The 13,402-nt window shown below is 71.5% G+C and carries 12 protein-coding genes and 1 riboswitch; of the genes, 6 read left to right on the top strand and 6 right to left on the bottom strand.

Annotated features, from left to right (window positions below; genetic code table 11):
* Nucleotides 1–12 precede the first annotated feature (12 nt).
* The 5 genes from VGN18_RS14005 to VGN18_RS13985 form a co-directional block, all read right to left on the bottom strand.
* The gene (locus VGN18_RS14005) at nucleotides 13–660 is read right to left on the bottom strand and encodes a DUF4232 domain-containing protein (RefSeq protein ID WP_327540318.1); all 648 of its coding nucleotides are present in this window, start codon (nucleotides 658–660) and stop codon (nucleotides 13–15) included.
* Nucleotides 657–3,518, bottom strand: coding sequence for a fibronectin type III domain-containing protein (locus VGN18_RS14000; protein WP_327540317.1), 2,862 nt, complete (start codon nucleotides 3,516–3,518; stop codon nucleotides 657–659). The genes VGN18_RS14005 and VGN18_RS14000 overlap by 4 nt, the downstream gene beginning before the upstream one ends.
* Nucleotides 3,519–3,692: 174 nt before the next feature.
* Nucleotides 3,693–5,309, bottom strand: a complete 1,617-nt coding sequence (locus VGN18_RS13995) for a long-chain fatty acid--CoA ligase (protein WP_327540316.1) — start codon at nucleotides 5,307–5,309, stop codon at nucleotides 3,693–3,695.
* Between the two features lie 102 nt (nucleotides 5,310–5,411).
* Nucleotides 5,412–6,662 (bottom strand): hypothetical protein, encoded by a 1,251-nt coding sequence (locus VGN18_RS13990; RefSeq protein WP_327540315.1) that lies wholly within the window; start codon nucleotides 6,660–6,662, stop codon nucleotides 5,412–5,414.
* A complete protein-coding gene (locus tag VGN18_RS13985; protein WP_327540314.1) occupies nucleotides 6,662–6,997 on the bottom strand; it encodes a hypothetical protein in 336 nt (111 codons plus the stop codon). The genes VGN18_RS13990 and VGN18_RS13985 overlap by 1 nt, the downstream gene beginning before the upstream one ends.
* Nucleotides 6,998–7,233: 236 nt before the next feature.
* Between VGN18_RS13985 and VGN18_RS13980 the strand changes: the two genes are divergently transcribed.
* The 6 genes from VGN18_RS13980 (at nucleotide 7,234) to VGN18_RS13955 (ending at nucleotide 12,064) form a co-directional block, all read left to right on the top strand.
* Nucleotides 7,234–7,539 (top strand): DUF3263 domain-containing protein, encoded by a 306-nt coding sequence (locus VGN18_RS13980; RefSeq protein WP_349259921.1) that lies wholly within the window; start codon nucleotides 7,234–7,236, stop codon nucleotides 7,537–7,539.
* 118 nt (nucleotides 7,540–7,657) lie between these two features.
* Nucleotides 7,658–8,134, top strand: coding sequence for a LytR C-terminal domain-containing protein (locus VGN18_RS13975; protein ID WP_327540312.1), 477 nt, complete (start codon nucleotides 7,658–7,660; stop codon nucleotides 8,132–8,134).
* Nucleotides 8,135–8,197: 63 nt separating this feature from the next.
* A riboswitch (SAM riboswitch) is annotated at nucleotides 8,198–8,345 on the top strand.
* Between the two features lie 13 nt (nucleotides 8,346–8,358).
* Nucleotides 8,359–9,627, top strand: a complete 1,269-nt coding sequence (gene thrC / locus VGN18_RS13970) for a threonine synthase (protein ID WP_327540311.1) — start codon at nucleotides 8,359–8,361, stop codon at nucleotides 9,625–9,627.
* Between the two features lie 116 nt (nucleotides 9,628–9,743).
* On the top strand, nucleotides 9,744–10,250 hold the full coding sequence (locus VGN18_RS13965; RefSeq protein WP_327540310.1) for an RNA polymerase sigma factor: 507 nt from the start codon (nucleotides 9,744–9,746) through the stop codon (nucleotides 10,248–10,250).
* The gene (locus tag VGN18_RS13960) at nucleotides 10,243–11,625 is read left to right on the top strand and encodes an META domain-containing protein (protein WP_327540309.1); all 1,383 of its coding nucleotides are present in this window, start codon (nucleotides 10,243–10,245) and stop codon (nucleotides 11,623–11,625) included. The genes VGN18_RS13965 and VGN18_RS13960 overlap by 8 nt, the downstream gene beginning before the upstream one ends.
* A gap of 235 nt (nucleotides 11,626–11,860) precedes the next feature.
* Nucleotides 11,861–12,064 (top strand): cold-shock protein, encoded by a 204-nt coding sequence (locus VGN18_RS13955; RefSeq protein ID WP_327540308.1) that lies wholly within the window; start codon nucleotides 11,861–11,863, stop codon nucleotides 12,062–12,064.
* 60 nt (nucleotides 12,065–12,124) lie between these two features.
* Here VGN18_RS13955 and VGN18_RS13950 read toward each other — a convergent pair whose 3' ends face one another.
* Nucleotides 12,125–13,357, bottom strand: coding sequence for a cytochrome P450 (locus tag VGN18_RS13950; RefSeq protein ID WP_327540307.1), 1,233 nt, complete (start codon nucleotides 13,355–13,357; stop codon nucleotides 12,125–12,127).
* Nucleotides 13,358–13,402: the final 45 nt, after the last annotated feature.

Here is a 13,402-nt window from a genome sequence, read left to right as displayed (position 1 = left end):
CTGCCCGGTGGGTCAGGCCGGCGGCCCCAGCGGGCCCACCCGCAGCGTGCACGCGCGAAGCTGGATCGGGCGCACGGCCGTCGTGGTCTCGCCCGGCACGGTGACCCGGGCCGAGTCCGACAGAGGGGCCTGGCAGGTGGAGAAGTCGCGCATGAGGCTCTCGACGGTGTCGCCCGGCTGCAGCGTGAGCGTCCTCGGGGTGGAGCCGTTCGGCTGCGACGGCGAGCCGACCGCCTGCCCACCGAGCATCAGCGTGACGGTCGGGAAGCCGCCCAGCCGGCACGACGACGTGCCCGTGTTGGTGAACTGCAGGGCGGCGATCTCCGCGCCCCGCTCGGCGCCGCCCTGGATGACGCGGACGCCGACGCTGCGGCAGGTCGACGGTGACACCGGCGGTGCGGCGGCCGTCGCCGGCGCGGTCGAACTCGCTGCCGTCGTGCTCGGTGCCGCGCTCGTGGTCGTGGGCGGCACCGGCGTGGGGGTCGGGGTGTCCGACGTGACCGGCACCGAGACAGGGGCGGCCGACGACGTCGGCGGCGTCGAGATCGTCCGACCGGTTCCGGACGTAGCGGTGGACGACGAGCAGGCCGCGCTCGACAGCACGGCGGCGACGAGGCCGGCCGCGCCGACGACCCGCGCCGCCCGGGCGGCGCGCGTCATCGGTCGATCCGCAGGTCGGTCGCGTACGGCAGGCTGCTCACCCGGAGCCGGGCGTCGGACTGCAGGTTGCTCCACATGCGCGACCACGCATTGACGCCGCTGATGCTGCCGCAGCCGCCGCTCTGGGCACACGCCGTCCACTCGGTGAGCGGGCCGCCGAAGTTGATCCGCGGGCTGCCGTTCACGACGCCGGTCAGCGAGATGTACTTCCACTGGTCGGCCATCGTGTAGTTGTAGATCTGCGGCAGGTTGAGCGAGCGGGTCGGCGCGGCACCTGCGGCCAGCGTGTACAGCCCGCTCATCGACCAGCCGTTGTTGCAGCCGCGGTTCGTCACCGTCCAGGCACAGCCGTCGGCCGAGCCGTTGAAGACGAACGGCGCCCCGGTGGTGGCGAGGTAACCCGACAGCCACGACCGGGTCTGCGGGTACGTGGCGCGGAAGCCCGGCTCGATGTCGTTCGCGCCGGCGACCCGCATCGCCCCGTACCGGGCGGCGTAGCTCGCGAGCGGCGCCACCACCTGGCTGGCCCACTGCTGGCCGGCCGTGTAGCTGACGTTCATGTCGTTGTTGGTGCCGACGGCGATCATCACCGGCGCGGTGGAGCGCTGCGCGCTGTGATAGCCGTCGACGTAGGCCCGCAGGTTCGCCTGCAGCGCGCCGTAGCTGACGAACCGCGTGGTCGCGCTCAGCACGACGCCGCCGTTGTACTGGTCCTGACCGCCGATGTCGAGCAGGATCAGGTAGTTGTGGCCCGACGGGTTGGCGGTGGCGTCGGCCGCGCCCTCGGCCCGCAGCGTGGCGAGCTCGGTGCTCGTCGCCGCGCGGATGTTGCGGATGTAGCGGCTCGTCGACACCGGGGCCGGCGTCGTCTGCGGCGGCGGGCCCGTCAGGGTGGTCACCGCCGGGGAGACGCCGGCCGGCGACGCACCGGCGACGTTCACGGCCTGCACCGAGAAGGTGTAGGCCGCGCCGGACGTCAGCCCGGTGATCGTGGCCGTAGTGGCCGTGGCCGGCACGGCCACCGAGCGGCCGCCCGGGCTCGCCGTCACGATGAACTTGGTCCAGGGGGCGCCGCCGTCGGACAGCGGGCCGACCCAGCTGATCGTGGCCGAGCCGTAACCGGCCGCCGCCGTGACGTTGCGCGGCACGGTCGGCACGACCGGGTTGACGGCGTTGATCGTCTTGCAGCCGAGGTCGAGGTCCGAGCCGCCGCCGACGTTGCGCGCCGTCAGGCAGACCGTGTGCTCCCCGGTGTCGGACGGGATCACCACGGCCAGGCCGTGGTTCGCGCCGAGCGTCGGGTAGGTGCTGCCGATGTCGGGCCGGTTGGTGTCGGCCGTGAAGGACGGGCCGGCCGCGCCGTCCACCGTCGAGGTGACGGTGAGCGGAGCCGAGGTGTCCGGGTCGACGGCCCACCCGGTGACGGTCAGGTCGGTCGCGCTGCCGACGCGGACGAGGTTCTCGAACTGGCCGATCGGGCTCAGCGCCAGCGTGATCGTCCGGCACGCCGGCGTGGAGTTCGAGGTTCCGTAGAGGACGTTCAGGCCGATCGCGCACAGGGTGTGGGTGCCCGACGTCATCGCGAACGCCTTGATGAAGTTGTGACCGTTCTGCGTGCTGCCAGCGCCGTTGGCGTAGACCGTGGCGCGGGTCTGGCCGTCGATCGTGATCCGCACCGAGATCGGCGAGGAGGTGTCGGGGTCGGTGGCCCAACCCGACAGGGTGGCGCCGTTCGGGATCGCGGTGAGACCCGTGATCGCGGCGGTCGGGGTGAAGCTCAGCGTGACCGACTTGCAGGCCAGCTGCACGTTGCTGCCGTATCCGATGTTCGTCGCAGTCAGGCAGATGGTGTGCCTGCCTTCGCGGAGCGAGAGCAGCTGGTCGAACCCGTGGTACGGGCCGGCGCCGGGGTGGGCCGCCGCGATATCCGATCGGGACAGGTTGGCGGTGATCACCCGCGGGGTGCCGCCGTCGATCACGAGGGACAGCCGCACCGCGGTCGTCGGCTGGTCGTTGTCGAGGGCCCAGCCGCGCAACCGCACCTTGTCGGCCTGCTGCGCGAGGACCTCGACCTTGCCGATCGGGTCGTCGTTGAGGGTGACAGTCCTGCAGCCGAGGGCGTTGTCGCTGCCGTAGCCGACGTTGACGCCTGTGACGCAAACGCGGTGCACGCCCTGTGCGACCTGGTAGGTGACATCGAAACCGTGCTGCGTGCCCGCGCTCGCCGGCACTCGGCGGGCCAGGTCGGGCCGTCGCACCTGGGCCGGCAGCACGTAGGAGTAACCATCGACGGAGATCACGACGACCACCGGAGCGGCCGGCGCGTCGACATCGAAAGACCAGCCCGTGATGTGCAGCGAGCCGGGCGGCGTGGTGACGCTGTCGAGCGACCCGGTCGGGCCGTAGTCGAAGTTCTTCGAGGCGCAGGCCAGCCTCGTGGTCGAGCCCGCGCCGAAGTTCTGGGCCCAGAGGCACACGGTGTGCTGGCCCTCGGGCACCGGGGCGACCCAGGAGAAGCCGTGCCGCGGACCGGCGTGGGGGTACCTGGCCGCGACGTCGGTGCGAATGCCGTTCGCCAGCGTGGCCGCGTTGGCGTGGCCGTCGACGCTCGACCAGGTCCGGAGCGACACGCTCGGGTTGCTCGGGTCGAGATCCCAGCCCATGAAGCGGACACCGCCGGGCACCGAGTAGCTCGCCTCCACCCTGCCGATCGGGGACCACGCGCTGAAGGCGGCCGCGCGGCTCGCCGGCGCGGGGGTCACGACGCCGCCCGCCAGCGCCACGACGAGCGCGGCACACAGCAACGAGGGCAGCAGGGTCAGCACGTGCCGCGGTCGGCGGAAACGGATACGGGTCATGTTGCGTCTTCCCGTCAGGCGCGTGGGCGGGGGAGTCCACGAGTCATCGGGGCCGCTTACCAGGTCAGCAGCGAGCCCGCCTCCGCGGGGGGACGGAGGCGCTACAGATCAAACCATCAATGTTACGTGTGTGACAAGTGTTGCTCGTGTTGCGACACGCCGGGAGTTCGCGGGTCAGGCAGTCGGCAGCTCGTACTCGGAGAACTTGTCCCGGAGGGTCTTCTTCGAGAACTTGCCGACGCTCGTCTTGGGGACCTCGTCGATGAAGACAACATCGTCCGGGACCTGCCACTTCGTGAGCCGTTCGGCGAGAAATTCCAGAACTTCTTCCCGGGTGAGCTCCTCGCCCTCCTTGACGACGACGCAGGCGAGCGGACGTTCCGCCCATTTCGGGTGGGGCACGGCGATGACCGCGGCCTCGGCGATCTTCGGATGGCTCATGATCTGGTTCTCCAGATCGACCGAGCTGATCCACTCGCCGCCGGACTTGACCAGATCCTTCGTGCGGTCGACGAGCCGGACGTAGCCGAGCTCGGAGATGCAGGCGACGTCGCCGGTGCGCAGCCAGCCGTCCGGCGAGTACTGCTCGCCCGGCTCGTCGGTGCGGTAGTACTGCTTCGCGACCCACGGGCCGCGGGCCTCGAGCTCGCCGGAGGCCTCGTTGTCCCAGGGGAGCTCCTCGCGCGTCTCGGAGTCGACGATGCGCAGCTCCACGCCGGGCGGGGCGATGCCGGCCGTAGCCCGCAGATCGGCCTTCGCGGCCTCGTCCAGGTCGAAGGTCTCGCCGCGGGCGATCGCCACCGAGCCGAGCGGTGAGGTCTCGGTCATGCCCCACGCCTGGGTGATCGGGATGCCGATCTTCTCCTTGTAGGCCTCGCTGAGCGACTTCGGCACGGCCGAGCCGCCGCAGACCACCATGCGCAGGTTCGACAGGTCGCGGCCCTCGAGCAGCGGCAACATGCCCATCCAGATGGTCGGGACGCCGGCGGTGACCGTGGCCTTCTCGGTCTCGAGCAGCTCCATGACGGCACCGGGGGACAGGTCGGGCCCGGGCATGATCATCGAGGCGCCGGCCAGCCCGGCCGCGTAGGGCAGGCCCCAGGCGTTGGCGTGGAACATCGGCACGACGGGCAGCACCCGGTCGGAGTCGCGCAGGCCGAAGACGCTCGTCGTCGTCGTGGCGTTGGAGTGCAGCCACGTCGAGCGGTGCGAGTACATGACGCCCTTGGGATTGCCCGTGGTGCCGGTCGTGTAGCAGATCGCGGCGGCCTGGCGCTCGTCCGTCACGCGGTCGAGGAAGTCGATCGGGTCGGCGCCGCCGACGACCTCCTCGTACCGGACGATGCGCGGGTCGTCGGGCAGTTCGGTGTCGGCGCCGTCGTCCATGACGATGACGTGCTTCACGGTGTGCAGCTCGGGCAGGTACTTGCTGAACAGTGGCATCAGCGAGCGGTCGACGAAGACGGCCTCGTCCTCGGCGTGGTCGACGGTGTAGATCAGCTGCTCGGCGAAGTAGCGGATGTTGAGGGTGTGCATGACCCGACCCGAACCCGGGATGGCGAAGTACAGGGACAGGTGGTGCGCGCTGTTCCACGCGAACGTCCCGACCCGACCGTCGGTCGAGATGCCGACGCTGTCGAGGTAACCCGCGATCTTGCGCGAATCGTCGAGCACGTCGGACATCGTGGCCCGCTCGATGCCCTTCGCCGTCCGGGTGACGATCTCCTTCTTGCCGTAGTACTGCTCGGCGCGGCGGAAGATCCAGTTGGTGGTCAGGGGGAGGTCCTGCATCAGTCCCAGCATGCTCAGGATCGTCGTGGACCGGCGGGGCCGAGGCAAGGGTGGCGTCGGATTCAGTGCCGCCGCACAATCCGGGGGTGATCGGGCTGTGCATCAGTACGTCCGGATCACCTGGTAGGTCTGGGTCACCACCCTTTCCGCCCGGAAGAAGCCGTCGGCGCCGGTGAGGAAGTCGTGCACCGAGCGGTCGTGGCTCGTCTGCACGTCGCCCGCCAGGGGCAGGTAGGCGTCGTGGACGCTGTGGTCGCCGCCGACCGTCCCGTCGCCGCGCGCCCCCGAGGCGGTCGTGACGTTGCGCTGGTCCGGGTTGGCCCGGCCGTCGAGGTGTGGCACGACGTCGCGGGTGTTCTCGAGGGCCAGCACCTGCACCTGCCTCGGCACCTGCCCGACCGTGAGGCCGACCGGTGAGCCGGCGGTGACGACGTGGGTCACGTCGAACTCGCCGCTGGTGACGGCGTCGCGAGCCGTGGTGACCGCGACCATGCCGCCCTCGCTGTGCCCGACGAGCATCACCTGGTCGGTGCGCCGCACCCCTGCGGCCCGCATCGCGGCGAGCACGCCCTGCTCGTAGGCCGTGCGCAGGCCGACCAGCGCCCGCCCGTTCGTGGTGAGGCTGGTGACGTCGCTGGTCGGGCCGAGCGACCACGACTTCGTGCCGGTGATGTCGACGATCGCGCGCCGCGAACCGTCGGCGAGGGTCAGGATGCGGACGTCGACGGCGCCGTGGTGGCCGTCGGCGTTGCGCCGGTCGAGGTCGGCGACGACGTCGGTGAGCCGCCGCGGCGGGGTGCTCGCCCCGGTGTCGGCGCCCAGCGGCCGGGCGACGCCGTGACCGTCGGGCAGCGAGCGGGCGCCGGACGCCAGGAGCCCGGGCACGCCGAGGCCGTCGATGATCGTGTCGGCGAGCGCGGGATCGAGCGCGACGACCTGCTCGGCCGCCCCCAGGGGATCGCGGGTGCGGGCGAGCGCCAGGCTCGCGGCCTGGGTGGCGATCGGCAGTTCGATCGCGCCGAGGATCGCGTCGGACGCAAGGTGGTCGGCGAGTTCGTAGGCCGTGGCGGCGGCGCGCAGTTCGAGATCCAGAGCGGCCGCGCGCAGGCCGATCGGGGTCAGCCCGTGCAGCCCGTCGAGCGCGAGCAGCAGGTCGGCCTCGAAGGTGGCGAAGCCGACCGGGTCGAGCAGCGCCGACTCGAGCAGCACGGGCTGGGCCAGGTAACCGTGCAGCGACCAGGCCGAGTGCAGGGTGTCGGCCGAGACCTCGCCGAGCCGGCGGGCCAGCGTGCGGAGGTCGTCGCAGTGCGCCGTGATGCCGCCGGTGCCGCCGTCGACGGTGACGCCGCCCATCAGAGCCCGAGCAGGGACAGCGCGCCGCCGACGGCGCCGCTGAGCACCCCGTGCGTGATCTCGTGCTCGACCAGCGTGAGTGCCGACGCCTCGCCGATCCGGTCCGCGTGCCGGCGCAGGGCATCGGCGGCGTCGTCGAGGCGGGCGGCGGCCCGGCGCAGCTCGCCGATCACCTCGGCCGCGCTGGTGCCGAACACGTCTGCGGCCGTGCCGCGCCACGGCGACTCGGCCGTCGCGCGCCCCAACGCGTGCGCGCGGGACCGCGTGCCGGTGGCGTGGGCGGCGATGCGATCGGCGATCGCGCGGAGGTCGGCGGGGTCCGGAAGCAGCGACATGGGGCACAGAGTGGACCTCCCCTGTCGCTCGTGGCGGGGCATCGGGCAGGCTGTGGACAGCGGGGTGCAGTGCGGGCCGGCGGGCGCCGGCCCATCCACAGCGCGCCGCACCCGCTTGACAGGATTCCGCCGTGGTTGAATGGCGGCAGGAATCACACGGGTGTCATTCGTTCCTTCCTTCGGGGAGGTCGGCTGCGCCCGACGCGTTGGTCGAGGACGTCGGAGGAGCGCACAGCATGCAGTCCGCGCACGCTGCCGAGGAGCCTGAGGGCGACGCCGGTGAATCGGGCGACGGCCTCAACCGTCGCGACCGCGAGATCCTCGCCTTCGAGCGCCAGTGGTGGAAGTACGCCGGCGCCAAGGAGCAGGCCATCCGCGAGCTCTTCGACATGTCGGCGACCCGGTACTACCAGGTGCTGAACGCCTTGATCGACACCCCGGCCGCGCTGGCCGCCGATCCGATGCTGGTGAAGCGTCTGCGACGATTGCGGGCAAGCCGGCAGCGTCAGCGGTCGGCACGTCGTCTGGGTATCGAGGTCTGAAGCACTGAACACGCAGCATGGTCGCCTGGCTCGGCAGCAGGCCCGGCGGCGCCAACGCGAACGGCTGGCCGGGGTTCTGGTCGCCGTTCTCGGTGTTGTCGTCCTGATCGTCGCCGTCGTGGCCCTGCAGCATCCCAAGGGCGCCGTCAGCAAGGCCGCGGCGGGCCCGTCCTCTGCGGCGAAGACCAGCAGCGCGCCGTCGTCGCGGTCCACCAGTCGGTCCACCAGCCGGTCCGTCGGCTCCCCGCCGGCATCGAGCCGGACGTCGCCCTCGGCGTCGACCTCCGCCCCGTCCGGCACCGGGTTGAAGGCCACCCCGCTCGTGGTCCTGAACAACTCGACGACCACCGGGCTGGCGAAGCAGGCGGCCCAGCAGTTCGAGGCCGGCGGTTGGAGCGTCACCGACACCGGCAACCTGACCAACGACATCGTCTCGACCTGCGCCTACTACGACCCGGCCGACGGTTCGGCGCTGGCCGCCGCCGAGGCGCTCCAGCAACAGTTCCCGGCGATCAAGCGCATCAAGCCGAAGTTCGCCGAGCTGCCCAGCGGACCCATCGTGGTCGTCCTCACCTCGGACTTCACGCTCGGCTAGAGGCCCCGGCCCGCTGTGTCATCATGGGTTGTCCCGTTCACGGGGCGACAACTGAACAAGCACAGCTCATCCAGAGGGGCAGAGGGACCGGCCCGACGAAGCCCCGGCAACCACGCGCGAACCTACTTTCTGCGTCTTCACGCAGCGAGGCCGCTCGCCGCAGGTGCCAACTCCGGCCTGTACACGATCTTGTGTGCGGGGAAGATGAGGGGAAGGCCTCGGAAATGACTGCATTGGTCGACCGTCACACGGTCCCATCGCCCGCGTCCGCGCTCGTCTGCCGCAACTGCGGCGCCGAGTTCCCGCTCGGGGCCCAGCACGCCTGCTCGGAGTGTTGGGGTCCGCTCGAGATCGGCTACGACGCCGCCGCGCTCGCCCGCGTCACCCACGACGAGATCGCGGCCGGCCCGCACTCGCTGTGGCGCTACGCCGGGCTGCTGCCCGTCGGGCAGAACCCCGCCACCCGCGTCGACTCGAACACCGGCATGACGCCGCTGATCCGGGCCGACCGCCTCGCCGACGAGCTCGGCTTCACCGCGCCCCTCTACGTCAAGGACGACTCGGCCAACCCGACGCACTCGTTCAAGGACCGCGTCGTGTCGGTGGCCATCACGGCCGCGCGCGAGCTCGGGTTCTCGCGCATCGCGTGCGCCTCGACCGGAAACCTGGCGAACTCCGTCGCCGCCCACGCCGCCCGTATCGGGATGCCGTCGATCGTGTTCATCCCGGCCGACCTCGAGTCGGCCAAGATCACCCAGACCGCGATCTACGGCGGCACGCTCGTCGGCATCGAGGGCTCCTACGACGACGTGAACCGGCTCTGCTCCGAGCTCGCCGAGACCGACGAGTTCGAGAACACCGGGTTCGTCAACGTCAACATCCGGCCGTACTACGCCGAGGGCTCGAAGACGCTGGGCTACGAGGTCGCCGAGCAGCTCGGCTGGCGCCTGCCCGGTCAGTACGTCGCCCCGATGGCGTCCGGGTCCATGCTGACCAAGATCAACAAGGCGTTCAAGGAGCTGGTTGCCGCCGGGCTCGTGCCGGCGTCCGACTGGCGCATCTACGGCGCGCAGTCGGCCGGGTGCGCGCCGATCGCGACGGCGTTCGCCGCGGGTGACGACGTCGTGCAGCCGGTGCGTCCCACCGGCATCGCGAAATCGCTCAATATCGGCAACCCGGCCGACGGCCCGTACGCCCTCGATGCCGTCCGCGCGTCGGGTGGCTCGATGGCCGCGGTCGACGACGACGAGATCCGCGAGGGCATCCGCCTGCTGGCCCGCACCACCGGCGTCTTCGCCGAGACCGCCGGCGGGGTCACCGTCGCCGTGCTGAAGAAGCTGGTCGAGTCCGGCGCCATCGACACCTCCATCGAGACCGTCGTCTACAACACCGGCGACGGCCTGAAGACGGTCGACGCGGTCAGCGAGGGCGCGCACCCGACCGCCGTCATCAAGCCGACGATCAAGGGCATGCGCGAGGCCGGCCTGCTGTAGCACGATCGGGTTCCCCTCGCGTCGGACCGCGTCGGTGCCTTGGGGTCACCAGCGAGGAGAAGGGGCGCGGGGGACCCAACCTTGTGCGCGGCGGCGGCCGTAGACAAGGTGTGGACGTGCAGACCGAGCCGGAGCTGTCCGGCGACCCGGGCGCCTTCGACGAGTGGGCCCGCCCCTCGTTGCCGGCGATGAACCGACTGGCGCGCCGCCTCGCGCCCCAGACCGACCCGGACGACATCGTGCAGGAGTCGCTCGCCCGGGCGTGGCGCAAGTGCGACCAGTTCGACCCGCGGCGCGGGACGGCGACGGCCTGGCTGCTCGCGATCACGGCCGACCAGGCCCGGGCCGCGCGCCGCTCGCGGGCGCGGCGGCTCAAGGTCGTCGACGACACCTCGCCCGTGCCCGACGCCGCCAGCACCGACCACGCGGCCGACATCGACCTCGAGCGCGCGATCGAGCAGCTGGCCGAGCGGCAGCAGCTCGCCGTGCACCTGCACTACTTCGTCGGGCTCACCGTCGACGAGACCGCGGGCGCGATGGCCTGCTCGGTCGGGACGGTGAAGTCCACGCTGTTCGACGCGCGCCGGCGGCTGCGCACCCTGTTGGGAGACACCGATGCCTGAGTTCACCGACGAGCAGATGGACGCCCGTCTGCACGGTGCCGGCGCGCGCTGGCGCGAGGCCACCCCGGTGCCGACGCTCGCGCCCGCGGATCGCGACGAGGTCGAGATCGAGCGATCCGTCCCGGCCCCGCCGCACCACCGGCGTACCTGGGTCGCCGCGCTCACCGGCGCGGCCGTCGTCGCGGCCGCCGTCGTGATCGGGGTCGCGGTGACGCGAGACAGCGGGAGTCCGCAGCCCGCCGGTCAGTCCGAGCTCGCCGGCACGAGCTGGCAGCTGACCCGGCTCCGACCCAGCGGCACCGAGGGGCTTCCGCAGACCGCGAACCTGCCGGCGGGCCCCGGGCTGGATGCGCTCCTGGAGTTCACCGTCGGCGGCAAGGTCTCGGGTAGCGACGGCTGCAACTCCTTCAGCGGACCGGTGGACATCCAGGCGAGCAAGCTCGTACTCGGAAACCTCGCCATCACCGCGATGGGCTGCCCGGACATCCAGGCGTCAACCGCCCGGATCGACCGCATCCTCGTCGGGGACGTCGGCTGGACCATCAGCAACGGGCAGCTGGTGCTGACCAAGGCCGGGGTCGGCGAGCTGACCTATGCGCCGAAGCCCGCGCCCGTCACGAGCACCGATCCGGCGAAGCTCGTCGGGGTCACCTGGGGGCTGTCCGGCGTCGAGCAGGACACCGGCACCGCGTCCTCCGGGTCCGGCTCGTCGGACACCTCGGCCATCACGCTCACCTTCGACGGCGTTCGCGGATTCCGCGTCGAGGAACCGTGTCGGGCCGTCACCGGCAACGTCCGGCTCGGCCGCGGATCGGCCACGTTCTCGAATCGCGTCGCGCAGGAGCACTCCTGCCCCCAGCGGGCGGCGGATGCCCCCACGCTGACCGCCGCGGTCGACGACGCGCTGTCCGGACGCACCGTCTGGTCGATCGTCGACGGCACGCTGACGATCACGAAGGCCGGCACGAAGCTGATTTTCACCAGGCTGACTTCGACGGCACCGCGGTCCGTCCTGCTCGGCACGACCTGGCTGCTGTCCCAGGTGACCAGCCCGACGTTCCGCCAGCCGCTCGACACGACGAAGGCCGAGCTGAAGCTGACCATCGACCAGCGCGGCTCGCTGAGCGTCGACGACGGCGTGAACTTCCACAGCGTGCCCGACGGCAGGCCGGTCGCGATCGGCGCGAACACCATCACGCTGACCGGACTGGGCTCGACCCTCGCCGGCTGCGCGCCGACGGGCACCGGCGCGGACCCGTGCACCCGGGCGACCGTGATCTCGGACTTCTTCGCCGGCACGATCGTATGGTCGCTCGCCGGCAGCCACCTCACCCTGACCAAGGGCGGCACGACCCTCGTCTACGGCCGGACGTGACGATCTTCGTATTCGTTCGCGACACGATCAAAATCCCCCGGAAGATCGAGGGAAGACGGGCCGAAGTCGCGGGTTGGACGGCCCTGGAAAACCCTCAATCAGCCGTGTAGCGTCCGCCCCGGTCGAAGTGACGAGTGTTATCGCGGAGCGTGCCCACGTGAAGCGGGGACCAGTGGAACGAAGACCCCGGCCCCGCGCGGTGCGGGACCGGACCGGCCCCTAGCAAGGAGTGCACGTGGCACAGGGCACCGTGAAGTGGTTCAACAACGAGAAGGGCTTCGGCTTCATCGCCGTCGACGGGGGGCAGGACGTCTTCGTCCACTACTCGGCGATCCAGTCCGAAGGCTACAAGTCCCTCGAGGAGAACCAGCGGGTGGAGTTCGAGGTCGTCCAGGGCCCGAAGGGCCCGCAGGCGGACGGCGTGCGCATCGTCGGCTGACCGAGACGAACCGCCAAGGACAAGGGCGGCCCGGACAACGCGGTCCGGGCCGTTCTGCCCTTAATCCGCGAGCGGCAGGTGCAGCGGCCCGCGGATGGTCGCGGCGTTGCGCCGCACGACCCGCCCCGCGCGGCGCAGGCCGGGCCGCCGCTCGGCGAGCACCCGGAACGCGATCGTCGCCTCGAGCCGGGCCAGCGGTTGGCCGAGGCAGTAGTGGATGCCGCTGGAGAACGCGAGGTGCTCGACCGGCAGCGAGCGGGTGATGTCGAAGCGGCCCGGCTCGGCGTAGACGGACGGGTCGCGGTTGGCCCCGCCGATCAGCGTCGCCACGAACTGGCCGCGCCGCACCGTCACACCTCCGACCTCGACGTCGGCCAGCGCGACGCGCGCGGTGCGCTGCACCGGCGGGTCGAAGCGCAGCACCCCCTCGACCGTGTTCGCGGCGAGCGACGGGTCGGCGCCGAGCGCGGCCCACTCGTCCGGGTGGTCGAGCAGAGCCAGCACGCCGTTGCTGATCAGGTTCACCGTCGTCTCGAACCCGGCGATGAGCAGCAGCGTGCACAGCGGCACCATCTCGGCGCCGGAGATGCGCTCGCCCTCGGCCGCGACGACGCTGCTGATGACATCGTCGGCCGGGTCGCGGCGGCGCAGCTCGAACAGCTGCTCGAACAGCGCGGCCAGCGACGCGTTCGCCGCCATCAGCTCGCGGGCGTGGCGCAGCGACTTCACGCCGTCGAGCGCGCTGCCGATGGTCGCGCCCCACACGGCGAAGTCGTCGGCGTGCGCGTTCGGGATGCCGAGCAGGTCGGTGATCACCGCGATGGGCAGCGGCGCGGCGAACGCGGGAACCAGGTCGAAGGGGCCGTCGGGCAGGTCGTCGATCAGCTGGTGCACCGTCTTCTCGATGCGCTCGCGGTAGCCGGCCATCTGCTTCGGGCTGAACGCGGGCGTGGCCAGGCGGCGCAGCCGGGTGTGATCGGGCGGGTTGAGCTCGAGGAAGGACAGTCCGAAACCGTCGTCCTCGACCGGGCCCTCCGGGCGGACGCCGAAGTGGCGGTCGCGCAGCACCCGGTTGCACACGGGATGGCTCGTGCTGACCCAGTTGCCGAGCCGGGTCCGGCTGATCGGGCCCTCGGCGCGCAGCCGCTCGTAGATCGGGTAGGGGTTGTCGCGGGCCGGCCCCAGCTGAAGCAGCGCCATCGGGTCGTGCCGGGCGTAGCCGTGATAGGCGGTCACCGCCTTCTGCCGGTACAGGCCGGCGGCGAATCTCGCGACCTGCGTCAGCTGCGCCATCGGCCCAGCGTAGGCGGATCGGGCGGGCCGCGGGCGGCCCGAATT

This window comes from Jatrophihabitans sp., assembly GCF_036000465.1.
In the GTDB taxonomy this organism is placed as follows: Bacteria; Actinomycetota; Actinomycetes; order Mycobacteriales; family Jatrophihabitantaceae; genus Jatrophihabitans.
This window is presented reverse-complemented; position numbering and strand designations above follow the sequence as displayed.

Bases quoted from the DNA above. Each gene is read 5' to 3' on its own strand.
- thrC (WP_327540311.1), top strand. From the start codon at position 8,359: ATGACTGCATTGGTCGACCGTCACACGGTCCCATCGCCCGCGTCCGCG.
- VGN18_RS13950 (WP_327540307.1), bottom strand. From the start codon at position 13,357: ATGGCGCAGCTGACGCAGGTCGCGAGATTCGCCGCCGGCCTGTACCGG.
- VGN18_RS13980 (WP_349259921.1), top strand. From the start codon at position 7,234: ATGCAGTCCGCGCACGCTGCCGAGGAGCCTGAGGGCGACGCCGGTGAA.
- VGN18_RS13960 (WP_327540309.1), top strand. From the start codon at position 10,243: ATGCCTGAGTTCACCGACGAGCAGATGGACGCCCGTCTGCACGGTGCC.
- VGN18_RS13990 (WP_327540315.1), bottom strand. From the start codon at position 6,662: ATGGGCGGCGTCACCGTCGACGGCGGCACCGGCGGCATCACGGCGCAC.
- VGN18_RS14005 (WP_327540318.1), bottom strand. From the start codon at position 660: ATGACGCGCGCCGCCCGGGCGGCGCGGGTCGTCGGCGCGGCCGGCCTC.
- VGN18_RS13995 (WP_327540316.1), bottom strand. From the start codon at position 5,309: ATGCAGGACCTCCCCCTGACCACCAACTGGATCTTCCGCCGCGCCGAG.
- VGN18_RS14000 (WP_327540317.1), bottom strand. From the start codon at position 3,518: ATGACCCGTATCCGTTTCCGCCGACCGCGGCACGTGCTGACCCTGCTG.
- VGN18_RS13985 (WP_327540314.1), bottom strand. From the start codon at position 6,997: ATGTCGCTGCTTCCGGACCCCGCCGACCTCCGCGCGATCGCCGATCGC.